This window comes from Dokdonella sp. (assembly GCF_039926425.1).
In the GTDB taxonomy this organism is placed as follows: Bacteria; Pseudomonadota; Gammaproteobacteria; order Xanthomonadales; family Rhodanobacteraceae; genus Dokdonella_A.
Genome location: NZ_JBDSWZ010000074.1, coordinates 17644 through 38447 on the forward strand (window position 1 = coordinate 17644; position 20804 = coordinate 38447).

Annotated in this window: 23 protein-coding genes; 10 read left to right on the forward strand and 13 right to left on the reverse strand. The window is 63.0% G+C overall.

The genetic code is table 11. The features are described 5' to 3' along the window. Window positions 1-28: 28 nt before the first annotated feature. Window positions 29-3133: a S8 family serine peptidase gene (locus ABIV12_RS04335; protein WP_348056601.1), complete on the forward strand. Its 3105-nt coding sequence runs from the start codon at window positions 29-31 to the stop codon at window positions 3131-3133. Between the two features lie 222 nt (window positions 3134-3355). On the opposite strand, the gene ABIV12_RS04340 is transcribed toward ABIV12_RS04335, so the two are convergent. After that, complete coding sequence (locus ABIV12_RS04340) at window positions 3356-4762, reverse strand: M20/M25/M40 family metallo-hydrolase (protein WP_348056603.1); 1407 nt, start codon at window positions 4760-4762, stop codon at window positions 3356-3358. Window positions 4763-4936: 174 nt separating this feature from the next. Continuing rightward, window positions 4937-5650 carry a pseudouridine synthase gene (locus ABIV12_RS04345; RefSeq protein ID WP_348056605.1) on the reverse strand — a complete coding sequence of 238 codons (714 nt, stop codon included), beginning with the start codon at window positions 5648-5650 and terminating at the stop codon, window positions 4937-4939. Between the two features lie 191 nt (window positions 5651-5841). Here ABIV12_RS04345 and ABIV12_RS04350 point away from each other — a divergent pair, with 191 nt between their 5' ends. Next, a complete protein-coding gene (locus ABIV12_RS04350; RefSeq protein ID WP_348056661.1) occupies window positions 5842-6288 on the forward strand; it encodes a YbaY family lipoprotein in 447 nt (148 codons plus the stop codon). Window positions 6289-6303: 15 nt separating this feature from the next. Here the strand turns inward: ABIV12_RS04350 and ABIV12_RS04355 are convergent, their stop codons facing one another. Next, complete coding sequence (locus ABIV12_RS04355) at window positions 6304-6813, reverse strand: DUF1993 domain-containing protein (RefSeq protein ID WP_348056607.1); 510 nt, start codon at window positions 6811-6813, stop codon at window positions 6304-6306. A gap of 166 nt (window positions 6814-6979) precedes the next feature. Between ABIV12_RS04355 and ABIV12_RS04360 the strand changes: the two genes are divergently transcribed. Both ABIV12_RS04360 and ABIV12_RS04365 read left to right on the forward strand, forming a co-directional pair. Further along, a complete protein-coding gene (locus tag ABIV12_RS04360) occupies window positions 6980-7531 on the forward strand; it encodes a YgjP-like metallopeptidase domain-containing protein (protein ID WP_348056609.1) in 552 nt (183 codons plus the stop codon). Between the two features lie 9 nt (window positions 7532-7540). After that, window positions 7541-8251 (forward strand): pseudouridine synthase, encoded by a 711-nt coding sequence (locus ABIV12_RS04365; protein WP_348056611.1) that lies wholly within the window; start codon window positions 7541-7543, stop codon window positions 8249-8251. On the opposite strand, the gene ABIV12_RS04370 is transcribed toward ABIV12_RS04365, so the two are convergent. Then, window positions 8248-9450: a cation:proton antiporter gene (locus tag ABIV12_RS04370; protein ID WP_348056617.1), complete on the reverse strand. Its 1203-nt coding sequence runs from the start codon at window positions 9448-9450 to the stop codon at window positions 8248-8250. The genes ABIV12_RS04365 and ABIV12_RS04370 overlap by 4 nt on opposite strands. A gap of 130 nt (window positions 9451-9580) precedes the next feature. Beyond that, window positions 9581-11233 (reverse strand): M28 family metallopeptidase, encoded by a 1653-nt coding sequence (locus ABIV12_RS04375; protein WP_348056619.1) that lies wholly within the window; start codon window positions 11231-11233, stop codon window positions 9581-9583. 219 nt (window positions 11234-11452) lie between these two features. On the opposite strand from ABIV12_RS04375, the gene ABIV12_RS04380 reads away from it, so the two are divergent. Next, window positions 11453-12190, forward strand: a complete 738-nt coding sequence (locus ABIV12_RS04380; protein WP_348056621.1) for a methyltransferase domain-containing protein — start codon at window positions 11453-11455, stop codon at window positions 12188-12190. A gap of 31 nt (window positions 12191-12221) precedes the next feature. Here the strand turns inward: ABIV12_RS04380 and trxC are convergent, their stop codons facing one another. Continuing rightward, window positions 12222-12668: a thioredoxin TrxC gene (trxC, locus tag ABIV12_RS04385; protein ID WP_348056623.1), complete on the reverse strand. Its 447-nt coding sequence runs from the start codon at window positions 12666-12668 to the stop codon at window positions 12222-12224. A gap of 306 nt (window positions 12669-12974) precedes the next feature. Between trxC and ABIV12_RS04390 the strand changes: the two genes are divergently transcribed. Continuing rightward, window positions 12975-13319, forward strand: a complete 345-nt coding sequence (locus tag ABIV12_RS04390; protein WP_348056624.1) for a hypothetical protein — start codon at window positions 12975-12977, stop codon at window positions 13317-13319. A 265-nt stretch (window positions 13320-13584) separates the two neighbouring features. Next, the gene (locus ABIV12_RS04395; protein WP_348056626.1) at window positions 13585-14052 is read left to right on the forward strand and encodes a hypothetical protein; all 468 of its coding nucleotides are present in this window, start codon (window positions 13585-13587) and stop codon (window positions 14050-14052) included. A 54-nt stretch (window positions 14053-14106) separates the two neighbouring features. On the opposite strand, the gene ABIV12_RS04400 is transcribed toward ABIV12_RS04395, so the two are convergent. Then, on the reverse strand, window positions 14107-14481 hold the full coding sequence (locus ABIV12_RS04400; RefSeq protein ID WP_348056628.1) for a YciI family protein: 375 nt from the start codon (window positions 14479-14481) through the stop codon (window positions 14107-14109). Continuing rightward, the gene (locus tag ABIV12_RS04405) at window positions 14478-14756 is read right to left on the reverse strand and encodes a DUF3297 family protein (RefSeq protein ID WP_348056630.1); all 279 of its coding nucleotides are present in this window, start codon (window positions 14754-14756) and stop codon (window positions 14478-14480) included. Before ABIV12_RS04405 ends, ABIV12_RS04400 begins: the two co-directional genes overlap by 4 nt. 142 nt (window positions 14757-14898) lie before the next feature. Here ABIV12_RS04405 and ABIV12_RS04410 point away from each other — a divergent pair, with 142 nt between their 5' ends. The 3 genes from ABIV12_RS04410 (at window position 14899) to ABIV12_RS04420 (ending at window position 17269) form a co-directional block, all read left to right on the forward strand. Next, window positions 14899-15840 (forward strand): ABC transporter ATP-binding protein, encoded by a 942-nt coding sequence (locus ABIV12_RS04410; RefSeq protein ID WP_348056632.1) that lies wholly within the window; start codon window positions 14899-14901, stop codon window positions 15838-15840. Next, entirely contained in the window at window positions 15837-16598 is a 762-nt protein-coding gene (locus tag ABIV12_RS04415) for an ABC transporter permease (protein ID WP_348056634.1), read from the forward strand. Before ABIV12_RS04410 ends, ABIV12_RS04415 begins: the two co-directional genes overlap by 4 nt. Window positions 16599-16699: 101 nt before the next feature. Beyond that, window positions 16700-17269, forward strand: a complete 570-nt coding sequence (locus ABIV12_RS04420; protein WP_348056636.1) for a gamma-glutamylcyclotransferase — start codon at window positions 16700-16702, stop codon at window positions 17267-17269. Window positions 17270-17296: 27 nt separating this feature from the next. Here ABIV12_RS04420 and ABIV12_RS04425 read toward each other — a convergent pair whose 3' ends face one another. The 5 genes from ABIV12_RS04425 to ABIV12_RS04445 all read right to left on the reverse strand — a co-directional run bounded on the left by ABIV12_RS04425 (window position 17297) and on the right by ABIV12_RS04445 (window position 20722). Beyond that, window positions 17297-17470 carry a hypothetical protein gene (locus ABIV12_RS04425; protein ID WP_348056638.1) on the reverse strand — a complete coding sequence of 58 codons (174 nt, stop codon included), beginning with the start codon at window positions 17468-17470 and terminating at the stop codon, window positions 17297-17299. 80 nt (window positions 17471-17550) lie between these two features. Continuing rightward, window positions 17551-18684 carry a diguanylate cyclase gene (locus tag ABIV12_RS04430; RefSeq protein ID WP_348056640.1) on the reverse strand — a complete coding sequence of 378 codons (1134 nt, stop codon included), beginning with the start codon at window positions 18682-18684 and terminating at the stop codon, window positions 17551-17553. A 178-nt stretch (window positions 18685-18862) separates the two neighbouring features. Continuing rightward, on the reverse strand, window positions 18863-19225 hold the full coding sequence (locus tag ABIV12_RS04435) for a hypothetical protein (protein WP_348056641.1): 363 nt from the start codon (window positions 19223-19225) through the stop codon (window positions 18863-18865). Window positions 19226-19499: 274 nt separating this feature from the next. Continuing rightward, window positions 19500-20405, reverse strand: coding sequence for a dienelactone hydrolase family protein (locus ABIV12_RS04440; protein ID WP_348056643.1), 906 nt, complete (start codon window positions 20403-20405; stop codon window positions 19500-19502). Window positions 20406-20455: 50 nt separating this feature from the next. After that, a complete protein-coding gene (locus ABIV12_RS04445; RefSeq protein ID WP_348056645.1) occupies window positions 20456-20722 on the reverse strand; it encodes a DksA/TraR family C4-type zinc finger protein in 267 nt (88 codons plus the stop codon). Between the last annotated feature and the right edge of the window lie 82 nt (window positions 20723-20804).

Here is a 20804-nt window from a genome sequence, read left to right on the forward strand (position 1 = left end):
TCACAGTTGCTTCTTCCGGGAAAATCCAATGCTCCACAACACTCGACACATCAATGGCGGCGTACTCGCAGTCGGCATTGCCGCTGCGCTGTTCGCCACGCCGCTGTTCGCACGGCAACCCGTTCCACAGAATCTCGGCTACGGGCTCGACAAACTGGTTCAAAGCGATGTCGCGCTCCGTTCAGGCGGCGCGATCGGACCGCTCTTCAATGGCTACGCGACGCAAGCCGCGGCGGACTATGCAGCCCGCGCGATCAAGGACGCTGCCACCGGTCGCGTGCTGGTCGACATCGTGCTCAACGGCCGCGTGCCGGTCGCGACGGTGCGCGATGCGCTCGTGGCCTCCGTTCCCGGCATGACAATTTCCGCCGTCGATGCGAAGTATCGCCACGCCGGCATCATCGAAGCCTATGTCACGGTGGCCGATGTGCAGATTCTTGCGCAGGCAAAAGGCGTGAAATCGGTCTTCCTTGCGTTGCAGCCCGAACTCGACTCGGTCCATGTCGACACCGGGACCGTCGCGTCGCCGCCGACCAGCGCTGGCCCGAATCCGCAGGTTGCTCCCGGCGAAACCCTGTTCAAGCTCGGCAGCACGTTCGATCAGGGCGTGATCCAGCATCGCGTCGACGAGATCAACCAGTTCTACAACCACGACGCTCCGGTGAACTGGGACGGTGCCGGCATCACGATCGCCGCGATGTCCGACAGTTACGACACACGCGCTGCAGGACCCCACGCAGCGGACGGCGTCGCGTCATTCGACCTGCCGGGGTCTGCCAGCCACCCGCTCAATACCGAACCGGTTTTTGTGCTCGTCGAGGGACCTGCCGGCGCGACGGATGAAGGGCGTGGCATGGTCGAGATCCTGCACAAGATGGCGCCGCGTGCACGCCTGGGCTTTGCAAGCGGTTCACTCGGCGAGGTGGGCTTCGCCGAAAGCATCCGTCAGCTCTCGGGGATTCCGGCGAATGCAAACGGCTTCAAGGCCGACGTGATCACCGACGACATCAGCTACGGCGGCGAACCGTTCTACGGCGAAAGCATCATCGGGGGCGCGATCGATGAAGTGGCGGCCGCGGGCGTTTCGTATTTCTCGTCGGCCGGCAACAACATCGGCATCAACGCCTACGAATCCGATCTCCGCATCGTGCCCAACGGCACGGGTGACACGTCGGACACCAACAGTGCGCTTGCCGGCACCAACATCGATCTGACCGGGGTACCGGCGAATCTTTACGCCGGCGGGTTCCACAATTTCAGTCCCGAAACCGGCGCACTCGATGTGGCGCAGCTGGTCAACATGCCCACCTCCGCGCAGTCTTCCGAAATGCAGTGGGACGATCCGTATGACCAGCGCGATCTCGTGCTCGGTCCGCAGATTTTTGCCAGCACGGGCACGATCGGCGGTGGCGTCACGTCCGTGACCTTCGATGCCACCACCACGCCGGCTTTGCCGCCGTTCACGCAGGGCACGTCCTATGTCATCCAGGAAACCGCGACCAGTGGCAATTTCGATGGAATCGTCAACATTTACGACGCATCAAATACGCTGATCGTCAGCCAGGACACCGGCACGGACGAAACGGTCCAGTTCTATCCGCCGACCAGCGGCCAGTACCGCATCGTCATCACGCCGTACAGCACGACCACCGGCTCCTTCACGTTGACCGTCAACACCGCCAATGGCGTCGCAGGTGTCACCACTGATCTCAACCTGCTGGTGTTCCGAGCGGACACGGGTGCGTATATCGCGAGCACTTCGCTGACCAGCAACAACCTCGCGAACAACCGCCCGGTGGAGCTCGGCAGCATCGCGTCGCCGTCGGGACAAACGCAGATCCAGTTTGTCATCGCCCGCGCCAACACTCCGGCCGCTACCCAGTTGCCGACACGCGTGCGCTGGTCGGTGCGCGGAAACGGAGCCGGCGGCATCGGACCGGCCGAGTACTTCACGTACAACGCGGTGACCACGAAAGGCCACGCGACGGCCAAGGGTTGCAACGGCACTGCGGCGTTCAGCGTATTCCGTGCAAATCAGCCGGAGACCTACACCTCGCCGGGCCCTGCAACCATCCTGTTCGACAGCGACTCGAACCGCCTGGCTGTGCCGGACGTCCGCCAACAGCCACGTGTCGCGGCAGCCGACGCTGCGAATACATCCGCGTTCGGCGGCGATTCAACCGGCGATCTCGACAGCAACCCGAACTTCTCCGGCACAAGCGCAGCCGCGCCCCACGCCGCAGCCATCGCGGCACTGGTATTGCAGTCGCGTGGTGGGCCGGGTTCGGTCACGCCGACGGAGATGACAACGATCCTGCAGCAGAGTGCGTTCCCGCATGATCTCGATCCGTCCTCCGCGAGCGGCGTCGCAACGACCAGTGATGGCGGGACGGTCACCATCACGGTCAACAGCGACGGCGACTCGAACACGGCCACGGGCCTGAACGATCCGAACTCGATCGCGGTGTCGTTTACCGGAACGGGGTCGATCACCAGCCTCACGTTCAATCCGGCGGGCACGGCAACCACTGCGGGCAACGTGACCGGCGGCAACAGCGGCTACATCGACGACGCAGGGTCGAGCCCCGCAACGCTGACCTACTTCGAGAACGACTATCCGGGCCTCGTATTTCAGCCCGCCGCCAAGGCATTCACGCTGGGATCGCTGGTTGGCTTGACGGCCGGGGACATCACCCAGCCGCAGAATGCTGCTCCCTACACGGGATTTGCCAACCTGGCTCCGGCGCCGTCGAATGGCACCTCGCAATTCTGGTCGATGACGATCGGCTTCACGTCCGGCGCATTCAGTGCCGGCAAGGAGATGCGCTTCACGGTGGGTCGTGGTTCGCAACACAACGCGGCAACCGGCAATGGCACGGTGATCGGACCCGGTGCGACATCGATCTCTCCGCTCGCCGATTTGTGGGGCGGCGGCGTGTTCCTGCCGCGTGGAGCGGTGGTGACCGACGGCATGACGTTCACGGGAACCACCGACGGCGGCGGCACGTTCACCGGCACGATCAAGAACGCGATCGGCCATGGCTACTCGCGCGTTGACGGCTACGGTTTCATCAACGCCGCTGCGGCGACCACCGTGGTCAGCGACGTGATCTTCGCGAACGGTTTCGAATAAGAGCCACTGCTTGAAACATCGGCCCGGGCGTCGTTCGCGATGCCCGGGCCTTTTTTTTGTTTCGTTGCTGTGTCGCAGAAGCGTCGGCACCCGCTCTCGCGGCGGCGTTTGCGCCGGTCCGCCGCCCCTGCGCACGCGGTGATGGTGATGGCCATCGCCGCCAATGCCGCTGGCCGGCGCTCCAGCGTGCCGGCGAAGCGAATTGTTGATTGCTCGGGTCGGTCAGTCGACCGCGTTCGCGTAGAGCTTCACGACTTCGTACAGAAACGTTCTTCCGTCGAGCAACGAGCGCACCCGGATGCGTTCGTCGAGCCCGTGTGCGTGACTGCCTTCGGCGTCGTGGAACATGCCCGACAAGCCGTACGTCGGCGTGCCGAACGCATTGAGGAAACGTCCGTCGGTTGCACCGGTCGACATCGTCGGAACGATCGCAACGCCCGGCCAGATTGCTTCGGCGACCTTGCGCAGCGGTTCCATCATTTCCGGTCCGAGTGTGGGCACGTTGCCGGTCGGACTCGGCTCGCCGATCGCCTTGATGGAGATCGTCGGGTCGTCGGCGAGACGCGCGAGCGTCTCCTTCACGGCCGCGAGCGGAGTTCCGGGCAGGATGCGGCAATTGACGTTGGCACCCGCGCGCTGCGGCAATGCATTGGGCGCATGACCTGCATCGACCATCGTTGCAACACAGGTCGTTCGCAACATTCCATTCCACGCCGGATTGAGAGTCCACAGCCGGTCTGCCGCTGCACCATCGGGAGGATCGCGCAGGACTCCCTTGATGTCTTCGGCCACGTCAGTCGGGGCGAGTTCCAGCTGCCCCTTGAAATACGCACGCGTCGCGTCATTGAGCGCGATCGGGAACTGAAACGCGCCAATCCGCCCGAGCGCGGCACTCAGCGAATAGATCGGATTCACGCGCGTCGGACGCGAGCTGTGCCCTCCGCGATCGGTTACTTCCAGGCGGAAATCCTGGTACACCTTCTCGCCTGCCTGGATCTGCAATGCGACCGCCCTGCCCTGCGCATCCAGTTCGCCGCCCGCACCTTCATTCAATGCGAACGCGGCTTTCATGAGGTTGGGATGTTTCCCGATCAGCCACGACACGCCGTCGAACGTGTCCGATGTTTCCTCGCCGCAGGTCAGCGCCAGCCGCAGCGTGCGACGTGGTTTGAACCCTTCCTTGCGATAGCGGATGAGCGTGTCGGTGAACACCGCGGCCATCGCCTTGTCGTCGCTCGCGCCGCGCGCGTAGAAAAAGCCCCCTTCTTCGGTGAGCTTGAACGGATCACGCTTCCAGTCGGCGCGCTTCGCCTCGACCACGTCGAAGTGCGCCAGCAACAGGATCGGTGACGCGTTCGCGTCCGCCCCTTCGAGAGTCGCAATCAGATTGCCGTCCTTCGGACGATCGGCCGGCACGAGGACCGTCGCGTCGGCCTCGGCGAATCCCCCCGCGATGAGCCGCGCCTGCATTGCCTTCGCAGCCTCGGTGCAACTGCCGACCGAGAGCGTGGTGTTGATCTCGACCAGTTGCTTGTACAACGCGCGGAACGCAGCGTCGTCGGCGGCCGGCTTCGCCGCCACTGCGGCCGAGAAGAACACGCAAGCGACGGCCGCCGGGAGGCGAGTCATTGGCGATCTTCCACGTGCGATGACCCTGGATCGGATGGGCATTGCGTCACTCCTTGCTCAGTCGAATGCGGACACTGACGGAGCCGCAACGATGATGCAAGAACCGCCCGATCACCCACACCAGCCGGCAATCCCGGTCCGTTCAACCGCGCGCGCAATCAAGGCAAACGATACTTACCAGTCCGTGCGATCGGGCAGCAGTCCGCGCAATTCCATATCCGTGAGATTGCGCCACTGCCCGACCTTGAGCACGCCGATCTTGATATTGACGATCCGGATGCGGCGCAGCTGCGTGACGCGGTAACCGAAGGCATCGGCCATCAGGCGGATCTGCCGGTTGAGTCCCTGCGTGAGCACGATGCGGAACCCGAATTTCGCGAGTCGCGTCGCCCTGCACGGCTTGGTCATCTCGTGGTGGACGCGCACGCCGCGCGACATGCCCGCGAGGAATTGAGGCGTGACCGGTTTGTTGACGCCGACGAGATATTCCTTTTCGTGGCGATTCTCCGAGCGCAGGATCTCGTTGACGATGTCGCCGTTGCTGGTCAGCAGGATCAGACCTTCCGAGTCCTTGTCGAGCCGACCGACCGGAAAGATCCGTTCGCGATGGTCGACGAAATCGACGATGTTGCCGTCGACCCCTGTTTCGGTCGTGCAGGTGATGCCGATCGGCTTGTTCAACGCGATGTAGACATGCTTGCGCGTCGCGCTGGCGGCGCGGCGTGCGAGCAACGGATTGCCATCAATGCGGACGTCGTCGCCCTCCTCCACCTGGCTGCCCATGCCGGTGGGTTGGCCATTGAGCGTGACGCGCTTTTCCGCAATGAGCCGATCGGCTTCGCGACGCGAGCAGAAGCCAGTGTCGGCAATGTGTTTATTGAGTCGCATGCGATCATTCTAGAGGCTGGGCGCGCGGCGCGCGAAGGGATGCGGAGGAAAACCCGCTGGAATCGACGCGGGCTCATCACGACCCCGGCACGATCGCAGGTCCTTGATGCGCCACCGCATGCGACACGCGCGTGCGACGTGTAGATTGTCGTATGCCGATCAATTCCCGCCCACCCTTTCCTTCTCGCTTGGTGCGCACGCTCTTTGCGGGCGCGACGATCGGGCTTGCAGCCTGCCAGCCGGTCACCCGGCCCGAGACATCGATGCATGCGCTCGCGACGGCTGATCACTCTGGACATTCGGTCGATACCCGCATTCGTGCTCGCGCGATCGGTCTCGAATCCCTGGTGCTTCCCCCCGGCGCGACGCTGGACGTGCAACTGATTGAAGACGGCACGGATCCGCAACAGACGAAGGTGCTGAACACCGAACACGCCTCCAACCTGCGCGGTTCGCCGTTTGCCTTCGACATTCCTTACGATGCCGCGAGCCTTGAAACCAGTGCGCGCCATGGCCTTCGTGCGTGTCTGCGCGACGCCAAGGGCACGCTCCTGTTCGCGACCGCGGCGCTGGTGCCTGTGTCTCCCGGCAGCCAGGCCGTGGTCGAATTCCGGCTCGTGCGTGCCGACCTTCGCTAGCTTGGAGGACGCGCGTCAGTAGGCGCCCATGAAGTCTTTTTTGCCGATCTCGACACCGTTGTGGCGCAGCAACGCGTACACCGTCGTCACGTGGAAGAAGAACTGAGGCAGGGCGTACGCCAGAAGATAGGCCTTGCCGTCCAGACGCTTTTCCTTCGGCGTTCCAGGACGCAACACGATCTCGCGTTGCTCGCTGCCGTCGAAACGCGCGGCATCAAGGCTTTCGGCGAATGCCAGCGTTTTCGCGATGCGCGCACGAAGATCGCCGAAGCTCGCTTCGTTGTCGTCGAAGGTCGGCACATCGACGCCGGCCAGTCGCGCCGGCACGCTCTTGGCGAAATCGCAGGCCACCTGAACCTGGCGGATCAGTGCGAACATATCCGGGAAGAGCCGCGCGTGCAGCAGCGCATCAGGTTCGATTTTCCGCGCAGCTGCATGCTCCTCGGCTTTTGCCAGATTGGCATCGAGCGCGACCAGCAACTGCTTGAACACGGGAACCGAGGCTTCGTACATTGACAGGCTCATGGGATTTGCTCATGCATTCGAAAGGGGCGTGGATGGTACCGCGTGTCGCGTCGTCGCACCCCCGCTTGGCGGCAAGGACTTCGCGAGCGGCGATTTCCTGTGGTTGCGCGCATGAAAAATGCCGGCCAGAACGACACATCCGGCCCGCTTCCCGTATCGTTCGCGCATGCAACCACTCAAATACCTGACCGGGTACAACGAATCGACCTTGGCGCGCGTTCGCGATCTGATTGAAAAAGATCGGCTCGGCAGCGTGCTGCAAGAGCGCTACGGCGTTGCGCACGACGTACGCAGCGACAAGGCGCTGTTCCACTACGCGATCGATATCAAGGATCGCTACCTGCGCAAGGCCGATCCTTTGGCCAAGGTGATCTACGACAACAAGTTGCAGGTGGTTCGCGACGCGTTGGGAACACACACGACGATTTCGCGCGTGCAGGGCTCCCGCTTGAAAGCCAGTCGCGAAATCCGCATCGCCACCGTGTTCCGCGACGCTCCGGCGCGATTTCTGGAAATGATCGTCGTGCACGAACTGGCGCACCTGAAGGAGCGCGACCACGACAAGTCGTTCTATCAGCTGTGCATTCACATGACGGCCGACTACCATCAACTGGAATTCGACGTGCGTCTGTATCTCACCCACCTCGACCTCTCCCGCGAAAAATCAGCGCGGCCTGCACTGATTCCCTCGCCACCGCTCACCGATTTGCCGGACTGATCCAACCCCATGACCGAACCCCTCACCCTCACCCGGCGCGTTGCGCAGCTGTGCGCATGCTCCTACGCCGAAGCCGAACAGGTCATTGCGGATGGCGGCGCGTCGATCAACGGTGCCGTGGTCACCGATGCGCAGCGGATCGTCGATACCGACACCGTGGAGGTGGCTGCCGCGGCGCATCCCGACGCGATCGAACCTGCGACCGTGCTGGTGCACAAGCCGGCTGGAATGACGATGGTGCAAGCCGCCGCGCTGGTGGTGCCGGAAACGCGCATGGTCGACGACCCGTCCGGCGTCACGATGCGCAAGCGGCACTACGTGAACCTGACTCCGCTGATGCCACTCGACGACGACGCCAGCGGGCTCATCGTCTTGAGCCAGGATGGTCGCGTGTGGCGGCGCCTGAGCGAAGACGCCGACGAAATCGAGCAGGAATTCATCGTCGACGTCGACAGCCGCGGCGGTCCCTACACGCTCGGGCAACTTGCGCGCGGACTCAGCTTCAACGGTCGCGAGCTGCCCGCTTGCAAGGTGAGTTGGCAGAGCGAATTGCGTCTGCGATTCGCGATGCACAACGTCCAGCGCGGGCAATTGCGTCACATGTGCGGCGCCGTCGGCATCGCGCTTGTATCAATGCGGCGACTTCGCATTGGCAGCGTGTCGCTCGCCAAGATGCCGGTCGGTACCTGGCGCCCGTTGAAGGCCGGGACAAAGTTCTAGAGCGGGTGGTTCGCCGCGCGACCGATTGCGTGCAGACGCGGTGCAACCAGCGGAACCGTCAACATCGTGCTCGCGACCGCCATCAGCAACAGCGCCGTGAAGGTTTCGCTGGTGATGACCTGACGGTCGAGCAGGATGTTGACGAAGATGATCATGATCAACGCTTTCGTCTGCAGCAGCCAGCCGATGATCCAGCTGTCACCTTTCTCCCACCCGAGCAGCCAGCCTGCGATCCGCACGCCGACCAGCTTTCCCGCAACCCCGGCGACGAGCAGCACAAGCGCTGCGACGACGACGGCCGATCCGCCAATGGCCCAGTTGGTGCGCAGTCCGGTCGACAGGAAGAACACGGGCATCACGACCAGAAGGACATGATGGCGCAACAGATCCATGCGCTCCTCGTTGAACCAGTCGCGATCGGTGACCGCGCCGGCGAGGAACGCCCCGACCATGAAATGCAGGCCCGCGCGGTCCGCTAGGAAACCGCATGCGGCAAGCCAGATCAGCCCGACATACCAGCGATCGCTTTCCGGAATCCGCCGCATCAACGCGCGGAATCCCCATGCGACCGGCGCGAACGACACGAGAAATGCGACCTGCATCCCGACGCGCTGCCAGTCGAGAAGGATCAGAGCAAGCACACCCCAGATTGCGAGGTCGTCGAGGCTCGCATAGCGCAACACGCGCCTGCCGAGCGGCGCGCGCAGAATGCCCATTTTCTCCATCAGCAGCACGAGAATCGGCAACGCGGTCACGGCGCATGCCATGCCGACGCCCAGCACGAACTGCCAGGTTGCCGCGGCCGGCCCGACCCAGCCGCCGCGCCAGGCGAGCATGCCCAACGCTGCGATGCAGCCGAACGCAAGCGGCGTCAGCAACGCGAGGCCCGCGGTGACGCCGCATTCGAGTCGTTGCTGCCACGCCTGCTCCAGATCGAGCTCGACGCCCGCGATCCAGACGAACACCATCACAGCCCACCACGCGATGCCATTGAGCGACTGGATCACCGGGGTCGAGAACACGCTGCCGTAAATATCCGGCGCAAGCGCGCCGAGGATGCCAGGTCCGAGAAGGATGCCGGTGAGGATCTGCACGACGACGAGCGGCGCGTAATACTCCGTGCGGCCGACACGCCAGATCAGGTAGGGCACCGCGAAGATGATCGTCATCGCGATCAGGAACAATTCGGTGACGTTCATCCCTTCTCCGCAAGACGATCGTTCGGCCGACCGAGGGCGCCGAACCCTCAGCGCCCGATCGTCACTACGGCAATTCGCGGGCTGGCATCATGCGCCCTGTTGGCGCGACGGCGACGCCGTCGCGCCTTGTTCACTTGCGCTCTGCAGCACTCGCATCACGCGTGCCGCGGAACTCCGAATCCTTGCCCCAGTTCGGCCATGCGTCCGAATTGGCGAGATCGGCGCCAAACTTGTAAAGCAGCGGCAAATCATGCGCCATGCCGGCGAAACTCCAGCTTGCGAGCCATTCGTCGGCCGGCTGGTGGTAGCGCTTGGTGACATAGTCCTTGCCCGCCGCTTCACCCGCTTCAATGCCGCCTTTCACAAGGTCATTGCCCGAACTGAAAGACACCGACGGCACGCCGCGCTTGGCGAACGGAAAATGGTCCGAACGGAAGAAGTGCCCGGCCTCGGGATGCGGATCGACGACATACGCGAGCCCCATTGCCTTGGCGTCGGCGATGAGCGTGTCGAGCAGATCGGAGGGAATGCTGCCCGAAGTTGAGAAATTGCGCGCCGGACCTTGCGGATCGAGCGCATCCATATTGATGTCGGCCACGGTCGTCGCCAGCGGATAAAGCGGCTTGGACGAATAGTATTCGGAGCCCAGCAGCCCGCGTTCTTCGGCGGTGACGTTGAGGAAAACGATCGAGCGCTGCGGCTTTGGCGCGTGTGCGAATGCACGTCCGAGTTCGATCAGCGCCGCAGTGCCCGTCGCATTGTCCACCGCGCCGTTATAGATGGTGTCGCCCTTCGCGTCCGGTGCGCCGATGCCCAGATGATCCCAGTGCGCACTGTAGATGACCGTTTCATCGGGGCGCTTGCTGCCTTCGATGCGCCCGACGATGTTCTGCGTATTGATCACCTTTGCATCGACCGCGTAGTCGGCGGAAAACGTAGCCCCCTTCAGCACGACCGGTTTGAACGCACGTGTCTGCGCCTGCTTCTTGAGTGCATCGAAGTCGAGGCCGGAGCGCTTGAAGAGATCGACGGTGAAATCACGCTGCACCCAGCCTTCCATCCTCGGATGCACGGATGCCGGGTCGTCGCGAACGATGTCGAACATCGAATTGGTATTGGAATTCTTGACCGTGGCCCAGCCGTACGACGCGGGATCGCTCTCGTGGATCACCAGCAAGCCGACCGCACCCTGGCGCGCGGCTTCTTCGAACTTGTACGTCCAGCGACCGTAGTAGGTCATCGCCTTGCCACCGAAATCGCCGGTGCCAGTTTCGAAATCAGGATCGTTGATGAGCACGAGCGCGACCTTGCCATGCAGGTCGATCCCCTTGAAGTCATCCCAGTTGCGTTCCGGCGCTTTTACTCCATAGCCGGCGAACACGATCGGCGCGTTGTGGATCGTCACGGCCTTCGAACCGTCCATCGCGGCGCGGACGGCGATTTCCGTGCCTTGCGTCAGCGCCTGCGCCTTGCCGCCGACATCGACCGAAAATTTCGGCGTGCCCGTGATGTCGGCGCGCAGCAGCGGCACCGCCTGTGTCCATGCGCGCTTGCCGTCCTTGAGGTCACCACCTGGCTGCAAACCGGCTTCCTTCATCTGCGAGATCACGTACGCGACCGTTTTCGTTTCGCCAGCAGTCGCCGGACCACGCCCTTCGAACGCGTCGGACGACAGCGTCTTCACCTCGTCCGACAGACGCTTCGGATCAAAGGACGGAGGGGCCGCAGACATCGCGGCGGCGGAAACGGAGAAGGTGACAAGAGAGAACAGCCAACGCTGCATGGGCAACACTCCAGATCGTGAATCAGCGAATGCTAGAGTCTCCTTGCCGAGGGGTCCAGTGCAGGATGGCCTGCGACGTGCAGCAAGAGCTCTTTCACGTAACATGCGCACGGACTCGCACACGTCCACGCAATCCACACGACGTTTCTGCGGCGACCCATCGCTCCCTTCCCGCGATTTCCTATTGTCGCGGCCGCACGTTGCACACCGGGAGCACACATGCAGGGATATGTCACACGCCGGATTGTCCTTCGCTTCGGCGATCAGGACTATCGCATCCGCGCGTTGAGCGATCTCCAGCAATTTGCCGATCCGGACCAGCATGCCGAACGCGCAGGCATCTCATCGGCACAATGGGCATTGTTCGGACAGGTATGGCCCGCAGCTCGCATGCTTGCCGAAGCGATGAGCCGCCACGCAATCGCCGGCAAGCGCATTCTCGAAATCGGATGCGGCCTTGGCTTGGCGAGCCTCGTGCTGCAGTGTCGTGGCGCGGACGTCGTCGCCAGCGATTACCATCCGCTTGCCGAGGTGTTTCTCGCCTACAACTGCGCCTTGAATGAACTGCCGGCGGTGAGCTATCGGGAGCTGCAATGGTCAGTTCCGAACGAGACGCTCGGCCGCTTCGATCTGATCATCGGCAGCGACATCCTGTACGAACGCGACCACTCCAGCCTTCTCGCTGCGCTCGTCTCGCGACACGCCAGTGAACTCGCGGAGGTCCTCATCAGCGACCCCGGCCGCGGCAACAGTGGTCCGTTGACGCGCGCACTGGCGGCGCAAGGTTTCGACGTGAGCGAACAGCGCGGCCCGATGGGCACCAACGATACGCCGCCCTTTCGCGGGCGCCTGTTGAGCTATCGGCGCAGTGCTCGCGTGCCCGGGTCAGTCGCGGATGCCGGTCAAATGGCGACAGGTTGCGAAGGGACTCACCGTCCCGGTCCGCTGGCGGGCTGACGCGGGCGCCACCCGACGCAGCGCAGTCGACTCACCCACCCGGCAGTTGCGACATGGCCCAGCGCACGATGTCGTCCGTGCCCATTGCGCCCGATTGGCGCGCCACCTCTCGGCCGTTCGCGAACACGATCAGCGTCGGGATGCTGCGAATTGCAAATCGCGTCCCGAGCGCTGGCTCGGCGTCGGTGTCCACCTTTGCAAGGCGCATCCGCGGCTCCAGTTGTCGCGCGGCGGCCGCGAAATGTTTTGCCATGCCGACGCACGGACCACACCAGGGCGCCCAGAAATCGACCAGAAGCGGGACGCCGCTTCGCAGGGCATGCCGGTCGAATTCGCCGGTCGTCAGCACGATCGGCTTTGCCTGGAACAGCGCAACGTGGCAGCGGCCGCAGGTCGGCGATTCCGCGACGCGATCGACCGCCGCACGGTTCATCGCACCGCAGGACGGGCATGGAATCAGAATGGGCATTGCGTTCATCGTCGATCTCGTTCCGTTCGACGATAGGTAGGGACGCAGTCTCGCAAGTGCAAGTGCGCTGACAGCGGAACGGGGCGCAGCAACGCACGATGGGCCGAAGCGACGCGTCACAATTGGCCGCACACTCCCGTCACAAGCGGACACGCGCCGTTGATTGATCAGGATGCGCCGTGCAAACGCGCTGAATTGCGTTGGCCTTCTTCTTGCTCTGCGTTGGGCGAGACCCGCGTTCACGGCCCCAGAGCTCAAGGACCGCGCGGTCATCGTCGATCGTCGCGCAACTCCCACCAACCCACGAGGTGTTCCATGTCCAGCCGAACCGGTTTCAAGATCGCCCTGCTCCTCTGCGCGCTGCCGCTCACCGTGGCGTTCGCGAATGCAGCCGACGAGTGGCATTTCGTCGTGAAGAACACATCCAAGTCGAAGATCACCGCCCTGCAGGTGTCGCAGGACAACAAGAAATGGGGCGCGTTCGACGTCGGCAGCGGCATCGCTGTCGGTGAAACGGCCACGATGGAATGGGACAAGAGCACCGACGGCGAGAATTGCGATCAGTGGATTCGCGCCAAGTTCGCCGACGGCAGCTTCAGCGAAGCGAGCAAGCAGAACTTTTGCGAAGACCTCGATACCCCGATCGAGTTCGGCGAGTAAGAACGGGACGTCTGAAGGACGCGGGTGACACGGGCGACGTCGTCGCCGGTGTCACCCGCGTTCATTCAAAGCTCCACGTCCATCGGCATCCCGAGCGGACCGGCAAACGACGAAGCCGGACGGAAGCGCCAAATGTCGAAAACACTGCAACGACGTGGCGCGACTCCAAGGAACATCGTTCGCACTATTGCCCTCGACGGTGTTCAGCTTCAGTATCGAGCGCTGGGTTGAGCCGTTGGCAAGGGGAAGGCGGATGATCTTCGGAATGACACCATTCACGTTTTTCCACGTGTTGTTGAGTCTGATCGGCATTGCGTCCGGGCTTCTCGTCCTGTTCGGGATGCTCGCATCCAACCGGCTGCCCGCACTCACGGCGACCTTCCTCGCAACGACGGTCGCGACCAGCGTCACCGGATTTTTCTTTCCGTTCGACCATCTGCTGCCGTCGCATATCGTCGGCATCATGTCGCTGGCGGCGCTGGCGATTGCGCTCGCTGCGCTGTACGCCCTGCACCTGCGAGGCGCCTGGCGCTGGATCTATGTCGCAACGGCGGTGTTCCCGCTCTACCTCAACGTGTTCGTGCTCGTGGCGCAGGCGTTCCAGAAAGTGCCGGCGCTGCATGCCCTCGCTCCGACGCAGGCCGAACCCCCGTTCGCGATTGCGCAGGGCATCGTGCTGTTGGTCTTCATTGCGCTGGGAATTGTCGCGACGAGGAAGTTCCACCCACACTGATCATCCGCCGGGACGATCAGGACCTGGGCATGACAGGGCCGGTGAACGCGCCCTTCAGGCCCCGACCCGGCGCCTGACGTCGGAAAGGTCCTTCAGCGGACGCACCTCGATGCTGCCCGTTGCCGCCCACGGAAATTCCATCGCGATGCGCAGCGCTTCGTCCATGTCGGGCGCCTCGATCACGTTAAACCCGCCAAGCATTTCCTTCGCCTCGGCGAACGGACCGTCCAGCACGGTGCGTCGACCGTTGCGCACGCGGATCGTTTTCGCGGTTGCCGGCGGTTCGAGTTGTTGCGATTCGATCAGGCTTCCCTGCGACTTCAGCTCGTCGGCATGCACGAAACACTCGCGCATCGTCGTATCGAAGGCGCCGGCGGGCATCGCTTCGACCAGCGTTTCGTCGCTGTAGATCATCACCAGGAACTTCACGTCGTCTCCTCACCGACTGCTGCAGCCCTGGGCGCAGGGCTCTCCTGAAGGTAAGCCACAACCTCGCCCTTCAGCTTGATAGTCATCGGGTTGCCGTGACGATCGCGGGCGCGCCCGGCGGCGACGCGCACCCAGCCTTCACTGACACAATATTCCTCCACGTCGACCCGTTCCTTTCCGTTGAAACGAATGCCCACTCCGCGAGCAAGGAGGTCTGCATTGTGGAACGGGCTTTTCGGGTTGACCGCAAGGCGGTCCGGCATCGGTTCGTTCATCGGGTTCGCTCACGCAATGCAGAGGGGTTGGAAGCATAGGCGGGTTGCCCGATGTTGAGTAGGGCTCGCCCCCTCCGCCTGCACTGACGGGCCAACCAGAGGTCCGCTAGGATAAGCGCCCCGCTGTCCCGAAGGATCCAGTGTGCCGCCGATCATTTCCATCCGGAATCTGGAAAAAACCTACAAGTCGGGCTTTCAGGCCCTGAAGAGAGTCGATCTCGACATCCAGCGCGGCGAAATCTTTGCGTTGCTCGGGCCCAACGGCGCTGGCAAGACCACGCTGATCAGCATTGTCTGCGGAATCGTCAATGCCACCGCCGGCAGCGTCACGGCCGATGGTCATGACATCGTGCGCGACTTCCGTCATGCACGTTCGAAGATTGGACTCGTGCCGCAGGAGCTCTCGACCGACGCGTTCGAAAATGTCTGGTCGACGTTGAAATTCAGTCGCGGGCTCTTCGGCAAGCCGCCCGATCCGGCGCATCTGGAAAAAGTGCTGCGCGACCTCTCGTTGTGGGACAAGAAGGACAGCAAGATCATGACGCTGTCGGGCGGCATGAAGCGACGCGTTCTGATTGCCAAGGCACTTGCGCACGAACCAACCATCCTGTTTCTCGACGAACCGACCGCGGGCGTCGATGTCGAACTGCGCCACGACATGTGGCGCATGGTTCGGCAACTGCGCGAGAACGGCGTCACCATCATCCTCACCACGCATTACATCGAGGAAGCGGAGGAGATGGCAGACCGCATTGGCGTGATCAACAAAGGTGAACTCGTCGTGGTCGAGGACAAGTCGGTGCTGATGCGCAAGCTGGGCAAGAAGCAGCTCACACTCACACTGCAGACGCCACTACTGTCGATTCCAGTCGCGCTCTCCGACCTCCCCCTCGAACTCGCCCAGGACGGTACCGCACTGGTGTACACCTTCGATACGCAGTCCGACGAAACCGGCATTGCCGCGTTGCTGCGACGTCTCGGCGAGCAGGGCGTCGATTTCAAGGACCTGCATTCGAGCGAGAGTTCGCTGGAGGACATCTTCGTGAGTCTCGTCCACTCGGCGCCAAAGCGAGTCGCCGCATGAACCTGCATGCCGTCCGCGCGATCTACCGTTTCGAAATGGCGCGCACGTTCCGCACGATCACCCAGTCGATCGCTTCGCCGGTACTGTCCACGTCGCTTTACTTCGTGGTGTTCGGCGCGGCGATCGGATCGCGCATGGGCGACGTCGGCGGCGTCAGCTATGGCGCCTTCATCATTCCCGGCCTGATCATGCTGTCGCTGCTCAACGAGAGCATCTCCAATGCATCGTTCGGCATCTACATGCCCAAATGGGCCGGCACGATCTTCGAGCTGCTGTCTGCGCCGGTGTCGTTCATCGAAGTGGTCCTGGGCTATGTTGGTGCCGCGGCGACGAAGTCTGTGATCCTCGGCATCCTGATTCTGGTCACCGCGCGCTTCTTCGTGCCGTACCACATCGAGCATCCGTTCTGGATGGCGTTCTTCCTCGTGCTGACCGCTATCACGTTCAGTCTGTTCGGTTTCATCATTGGCCTGTGGGCGGACGATTTCCAGAAGCTGCAGGTGATCCCGCTGATGGTGGTGACGCCACTCACCTTCCTCGGTGGTGCCTTCTACTCGATCAACATGCTGCCCCCGCTATGGCAGAAGATCACCCTGTTCAATCCTGTGGTCTATCTCATCAGCGGATTCCGCTGGAGCTTCTACGGAATCTCCGATGTGAACGTGGTGGTCAGCGCGGTGGCGACGCTGGGGTTCCTGGCGCTGTGCCTGGTCGCGGTCTGGTGGATCTTTCGCACCGGCTACAAGCTCAAGAGCTGAGTCGCGCGGCCGACGTCGAGCGGGAGCATTCTGCAACCGGCGTCTTCGCATCCGGCAGGACGCTTCGCTACGATGTTCAATTCTCCTGCTCAATCGCGCGCATGTCGGCAGACACGATTGCCCTCAACCAGCGGATGAACCGTTTCGACGGCCAGCCGCAAGTGTGGCTGTTCGGCTACGGATCACTGATCTGGAAAACGGAGTTTCCGTTCATCGAGCGGCGTCGGGCAACCATTCGCAATTGGTCACGCCGCTTCTGGCAGGGGTCGCACGATCATCGCGGGACGCCCGATTCACCCGGGCGAGTGCTCACCCTGGTGCCGGACCACGGCTCCGTGTGCGCCGGCATGGGCTACCTGATCACGCCGGAGGTGTTCGACCATCTCGATCATCGGGAGAAGAACGGTTATCTGCGGCACGTTGTCGAGCTCCGGTTCGACGATCACAGCGTCGACAACGGACTGATCTACATCGCCGACGAGAACAACGCCGCGTATCTCGGGCCGGCATCCGACGAGGAGATCGCGCGCCAGATCGACCGATCAACCGGACCAAGCGGAGACAATCGCGACTACCTCTTCCATCTCGCCGATGCGCTCCGCGAACTGGGTGAAGTGGATGTCCATGTGTTCGCGATCGAGCGTCATCTGCGCGGATTGCACGCCGCGTGATCGATCACACACGTGCACAGCAGAAACTCAAGTCTTCGGTTGCTTCGTCGCCCACATGTTGTCGACGAGATTCGGATAGCGGCGTCCGGCGGCGTTCGCACGGTCGCGTGCTGCGTTCTTCTGCGCCGTCGTCAACGACACTGGCGCCTTGCGCGCCTTCGGCAACGGGCGCTTCCACGGAGGCGGTTTCGGCTGGGTCATCGGACAACTCGCGAAGGGCAGGCGCGAGCGTGCTGCAAGCGACTTGAATGGTTGCCGACCATCACCGCCCGCATCGGCTGTCAGCGGCGATCGGTTGAGAAACCGTCGCCGGAAACCAGCCTCGCGACCACGCGGTTGCGACCGCGCGCCTTGCCGATATAGAGCGCGCGGTCGGCGGCGGCGATCAGCGCGTCGGATGACCATGCGGACGCCGGTACGACCGCGCTCACTCCGACGCTGACCGTCACATAGGGCTCGACCGGCGAGGTCAGATGCGGCAACGCGAGCGATTCGACCCCACGCCGAAGTCGTTCGGCAACCCGCCGCGCGCTGCGAAGATCGCAGCCCGGCAGCAGCAAGGCGAACTCCTCGCCGCCGTAGCGCGCGACCAGATCATCGTGTCCGCGCAGCGCCCGGAAACAGACGCCAGCCAGTTCGCGCAAGCATTCGTCGCCGTGCAGATGACCGCGCGCATCGTTGAGGGGCTTGAAGCAGTCGACATCGACCAGCAGCAGCGCGAGTGGGCACCCGGCGAGTGCGTGCTGCGACCATTCCAGCGCCATGCGCTCGTCGAAGCAGCGCCGGTTCGCGATGCCCGTGAGGCCATCACTCATCGAGAGTTGACGCAGTTTTCGATTGGCGATTTCGAGATCGCGCACAACGCGCGCGAAGTGGATCGCACCGGCAATCTGGCGAGCGATCGCGTCGAAGACGGAGCACACCTCGGCAGTGAAGAAATTTGCGCTCGTGCTTTCGAGATTCAGCACGCCGTGCAGCCGGTCGCGATGACGGATCGGAACCAGATATTCGGACTTCACATCGCGATTTCCGGGCACATAGTCCGGATCTCCTGACACATTGGAGATGAGTTGCGGTTGGCCGGTGCGCGCGCAACGTCCCGATACACCGATCGACACGGGCCAGGGCAGCCCGCCCGGGAGGTCGAGCGCGAGATGGCCGGACCATACTTCCTGCACGAAATGCTCTCCCTCCTCGTCGAGCATGATGATGCGGGCGATCGTCACCGGGAGACGTTGCGCAATACAGTCAACGATTCGCTGCAGCACGGCCTCCAGAGTCTCACCCTGCAACGCTTCGCTGGAAACGTGGGCGAGAATTTCCGTGAGCATCACGCGCCGACCGGCCGCGTCGAGCGCATCCCAGTTGGCGGCCGAGCCAAGCGCGTTCAGGTTGATGGCTGCGGAGTGGGTCATGCGCGACCGCTCGGACGACGTCTCAAGTCTATTACCAGTCGCCCCCGTTTACGGAATCCACCGAGCGACGCTCGATTCCGCTGCGACTGGACGACCTGCGTTCTGCGACAGGTCCGATGCCTGCTGCTGACGAAGAGGCCCGCATCGGAGCGAGCCTCCTTCCGCGCATCGCGTTGCGTCAGCTCTTCGACTGGCAGGCAAGAAGACTCTTGTCGTCGATAACCCAGTTGTCGGTCACGCCACACAACGCCACATCCTCTACCACGCATTCGTCTCCGTCTTCATCGACCACCTTGACATCCCACTTGCCGCATGGAACGCCGGTCAGCGTGAACTGGTCGCCGGTGTTGATCGTCTTCTTGCCCAGCTGGTCTTCGCCCCACTCGGTCTCGTTGGTGGGAGAAAAATACAATTCGTGAATGGCCCAGGCCGACTTGTTGACGACGACGATCTTTGACGCGGTCTTCTCGGCGAGCGCAGGAGCGGATGCAAGGACGAGCAACACTGAACCGAGCATGCTGAAACGAAGGATTTTCGACACGGGTTTTCTCCTGATGAATGGAAACGTCCAACCGGATGTCGACCTCGAACGGCCGACTCATCATGGAGAGCAACGATCGGGCCAACCTGAAACTGTCACAACAGGACGGTCTGCAGGACGCGATTCCTCCTTCACGGTGAACCCCAAGACATCGGATTTGCGCGCGCGTGGAGCAGGCGAGTTCGCCGGAGGCGCTCGCGCGACGCATCCGGGTCGTCGGGCAGATCGGACGTGGATCGCAACAGAACGTCGAAAACGTGCTCGCGGCCGGTCGTCAGGCGGACTTGCGGAGTGTCCGATCGAACAGAGCCAGGGTTTTGCTCCAAGCTTGGCCCGCAGCCTCCTTGTCGTAGCGCGGCGTGGTGTCGTTGTTGAAACCGTGCTGGGTCCCGGCAGGCTGAAACAGCGTGTAGCGCGTGCCGGCTGCCTTCAATGCCGCCTCGTAACCCGGCCACCCCGCGTTGACGCGCTCGTCGTTGCCCGCCAAGACCACGAGTACTTCTGCCTTGATTTTGGCAACGTCCTCGCTGGGCGGTGCCACGCCATAGAACGGGGCCGCCGCCGCCAGATGTGGCAGGCGCGTTGCAAGAAAATTGACGATACCGCCGCCATAGCAGAAGCCCACCGCGCCGACGCGGCCGTTGCCACCTTCCACGTGCGCCAGCCATTCGGCAGCCGCGAGGAAATCTTCATGGGTCTTCGCCTGATCGAGCTTGCCGAAGAGGTCGCGCGCCGCGTCCTCGTCGCCCGGATAGCCTCCGAGCGGGAACAGCGCATCCGGCGCAAATGCGATGAAGCCATCGAGCGCAAGGCGGCGGGCGATATCCTCGATGTGCGGGTTGAGGCCGCGATTTTCGTGAGCGACCAGCACCACAGGCGATTTCGCCGTCGCCTTCGCCGGTTGAGCGAGATAGCCACGCGCTTTTCCGTAGCCGTTCGGTGATGGAAAATCGACCGACTTCACGCGAATCCGAGCATCGTCGGGCTTCACCTGTTGCGCCTGTGCAAACTTCGGACTGAGCGCGTCGAGCAAGGCCGCCGCGCCACTCGCGCCGATGGCAAACCGCGCGGCACTCGACAGAAAGCCACGTCGATCAATCTGACCATGCACGTACTGGTCGAACAGGCGCAGCACTTCAGGGTCGAAATCGCTTGCCTTGGACTGCTTGCCATCAGACATCGGAAACTCCTTTGAACAGGTGGTCGGATGCGAAACCGTCGCTTCGCGCATCAGCGAAGCTGACTGTCCTTGCTGCCGCGCCGGTTGTAGCCGCTGGCAGAGCCTTGCGCATGGTCGTGGATCTCCTGGCAGGCGACGCACAGGCGTACACCTGGCACGGCTTCGCGTCGCGCCTTCGGAATGCGCGCATCGCAATCCTCGCAGCGCGCGAGACCCGGCCCTTTCGGGAGCTGGCTGCGCGCGCGCTTCACTGCATCGCCGACGGTTGCGTCGATCTGATCCTGCACCGCGCCGTCTCCGGCCCAACCGGTCGCCATGATGTTCTCCAGGGATTGCCACGATCGACGACGAGAATAGCGCCGACCGGATGAACTGATTCGGGATGATGGAACCGCGCGC

Excerpts from the sequence above, each read along its gene's own strand:
- ABIV12_RS04395 (WP_348056626.1), top strand. The coding sequence starts at position 13,585 with ATGACACCATTCACGTTTTTCCACGTGTTGTTGAGTCTGATCGGCATT.
- ABIV12_RS04425 (WP_348056638.1), bottom strand. The coding sequence starts at position 17,470 with ATGACCCAGCCGAAACCGCCTCCGTGGAAGCGCCCGTTGCCGAAGGCG.
- ABIV12_RS04390 (WP_348056624.1), top strand. The coding sequence starts at position 12,975 with ATGTCCAGCCGAACCGGTTTCAAGATCGCCCTGCTCCTCTGCGCGCTG.
- ABIV12_RS04370 (WP_348056617.1), bottom strand. The coding sequence starts at position 9,450 with ATGAACGTCACCGAATTGTTCCTGATCGCGATGACGATCATCTTCGCG.
- ABIV12_RS04335 (WP_348056601.1), top strand. The coding sequence starts at position 29 with ATGCTCCACAACACTCGACACATCAATGGCGGCGTACTCGCAGTCGGC.
- ABIV12_RS04340 (WP_348056603.1), bottom strand. The coding sequence starts at position 4,762 with ATGACTCGCCTCCCGGCGGCCGTCGCTTGCGTGTTCTTCTCGGCCGCA.
- ABIV12_RS04345 (WP_348056605.1), bottom strand. The coding sequence starts at position 5,650 with ATGCGACTCAATAAACACATTGCCGACACTGGCTTCTGCTCGCGTCGC.
- ABIV12_RS04445 (WP_348056645.1), bottom strand. The coding sequence starts at position 20,722 with ATGGCGACCGGTTGGGCCGGAGACGGCGCGGTGCAGGATCAGATCGAC.
- ABIV12_RS04405 (WP_348056630.1), bottom strand. The coding sequence starts at position 14,756 with ATGAACGAACCGATGCCGGACCGCCTTGCGGTCAACCCGAAAAGCCCG.
- ABIV12_RS04380 (WP_348056621.1), top strand. The coding sequence starts at position 11,453 with ATGCAGGGATATGTCACACGCCGGATTGTCCTTCGCTTCGGCGATCAG.
- ABIV12_RS04365 (WP_348056611.1), top strand. The coding sequence starts at position 7,541 with ATGACCGAACCCCTCACCCTCACCCGGCGCGTTGCGCAGCTGTGCGCA.
- ABIV12_RS04415 (WP_348056634.1), top strand. The coding sequence starts at position 15,837 with ATGAACCTGCATGCCGTCCGCGCGATCTACCGTTTCGAAATGGCGCGC.
- ABIV12_RS04355 (WP_348056607.1), bottom strand. The coding sequence starts at position 6,813 with ATGAGCCTGTCAATGTACGAAGCCTCGGTTCCCGTGTTCAAGCAGTTG.
- ABIV12_RS04430 (WP_348056640.1), bottom strand. The coding sequence starts at position 18,684 with ATGACCCACTCCGCAGCCATCAACCTGAACGCGCTTGGCTCGGCCGCC.
- ABIV12_RS04420 (WP_348056636.1), top strand. The coding sequence starts at position 16,700 with ATGTCGGCAGACACGATTGCCCTCAACCAGCGGATGAACCGTTTCGAC.
- ABIV12_RS04440 (WP_348056643.1), bottom strand. The coding sequence starts at position 20,405 with ATGTCTGATGGCAAGCAGTCCAAGGCAAGCGATTTCGACCCTGAAGTG.
- ABIV12_RS04375 (WP_348056619.1), bottom strand. The coding sequence starts at position 11,233 with ATGCAGCGTTGGCTGTTCTCTCTTGTCACCTTCTCCGTTTCCGCCGCC.
- ABIV12_RS04360 (WP_348056609.1), top strand. The coding sequence starts at position 6,980 with ATGCAACCACTCAAATACCTGACCGGGTACAACGAATCGACCTTGGCG.
- trxC (WP_348056623.1), bottom strand. The coding sequence starts at position 12,668 with ATGAACGCAATGCCCATTCTGATTCCATGCCCGTCCTGCGGTGCGATG.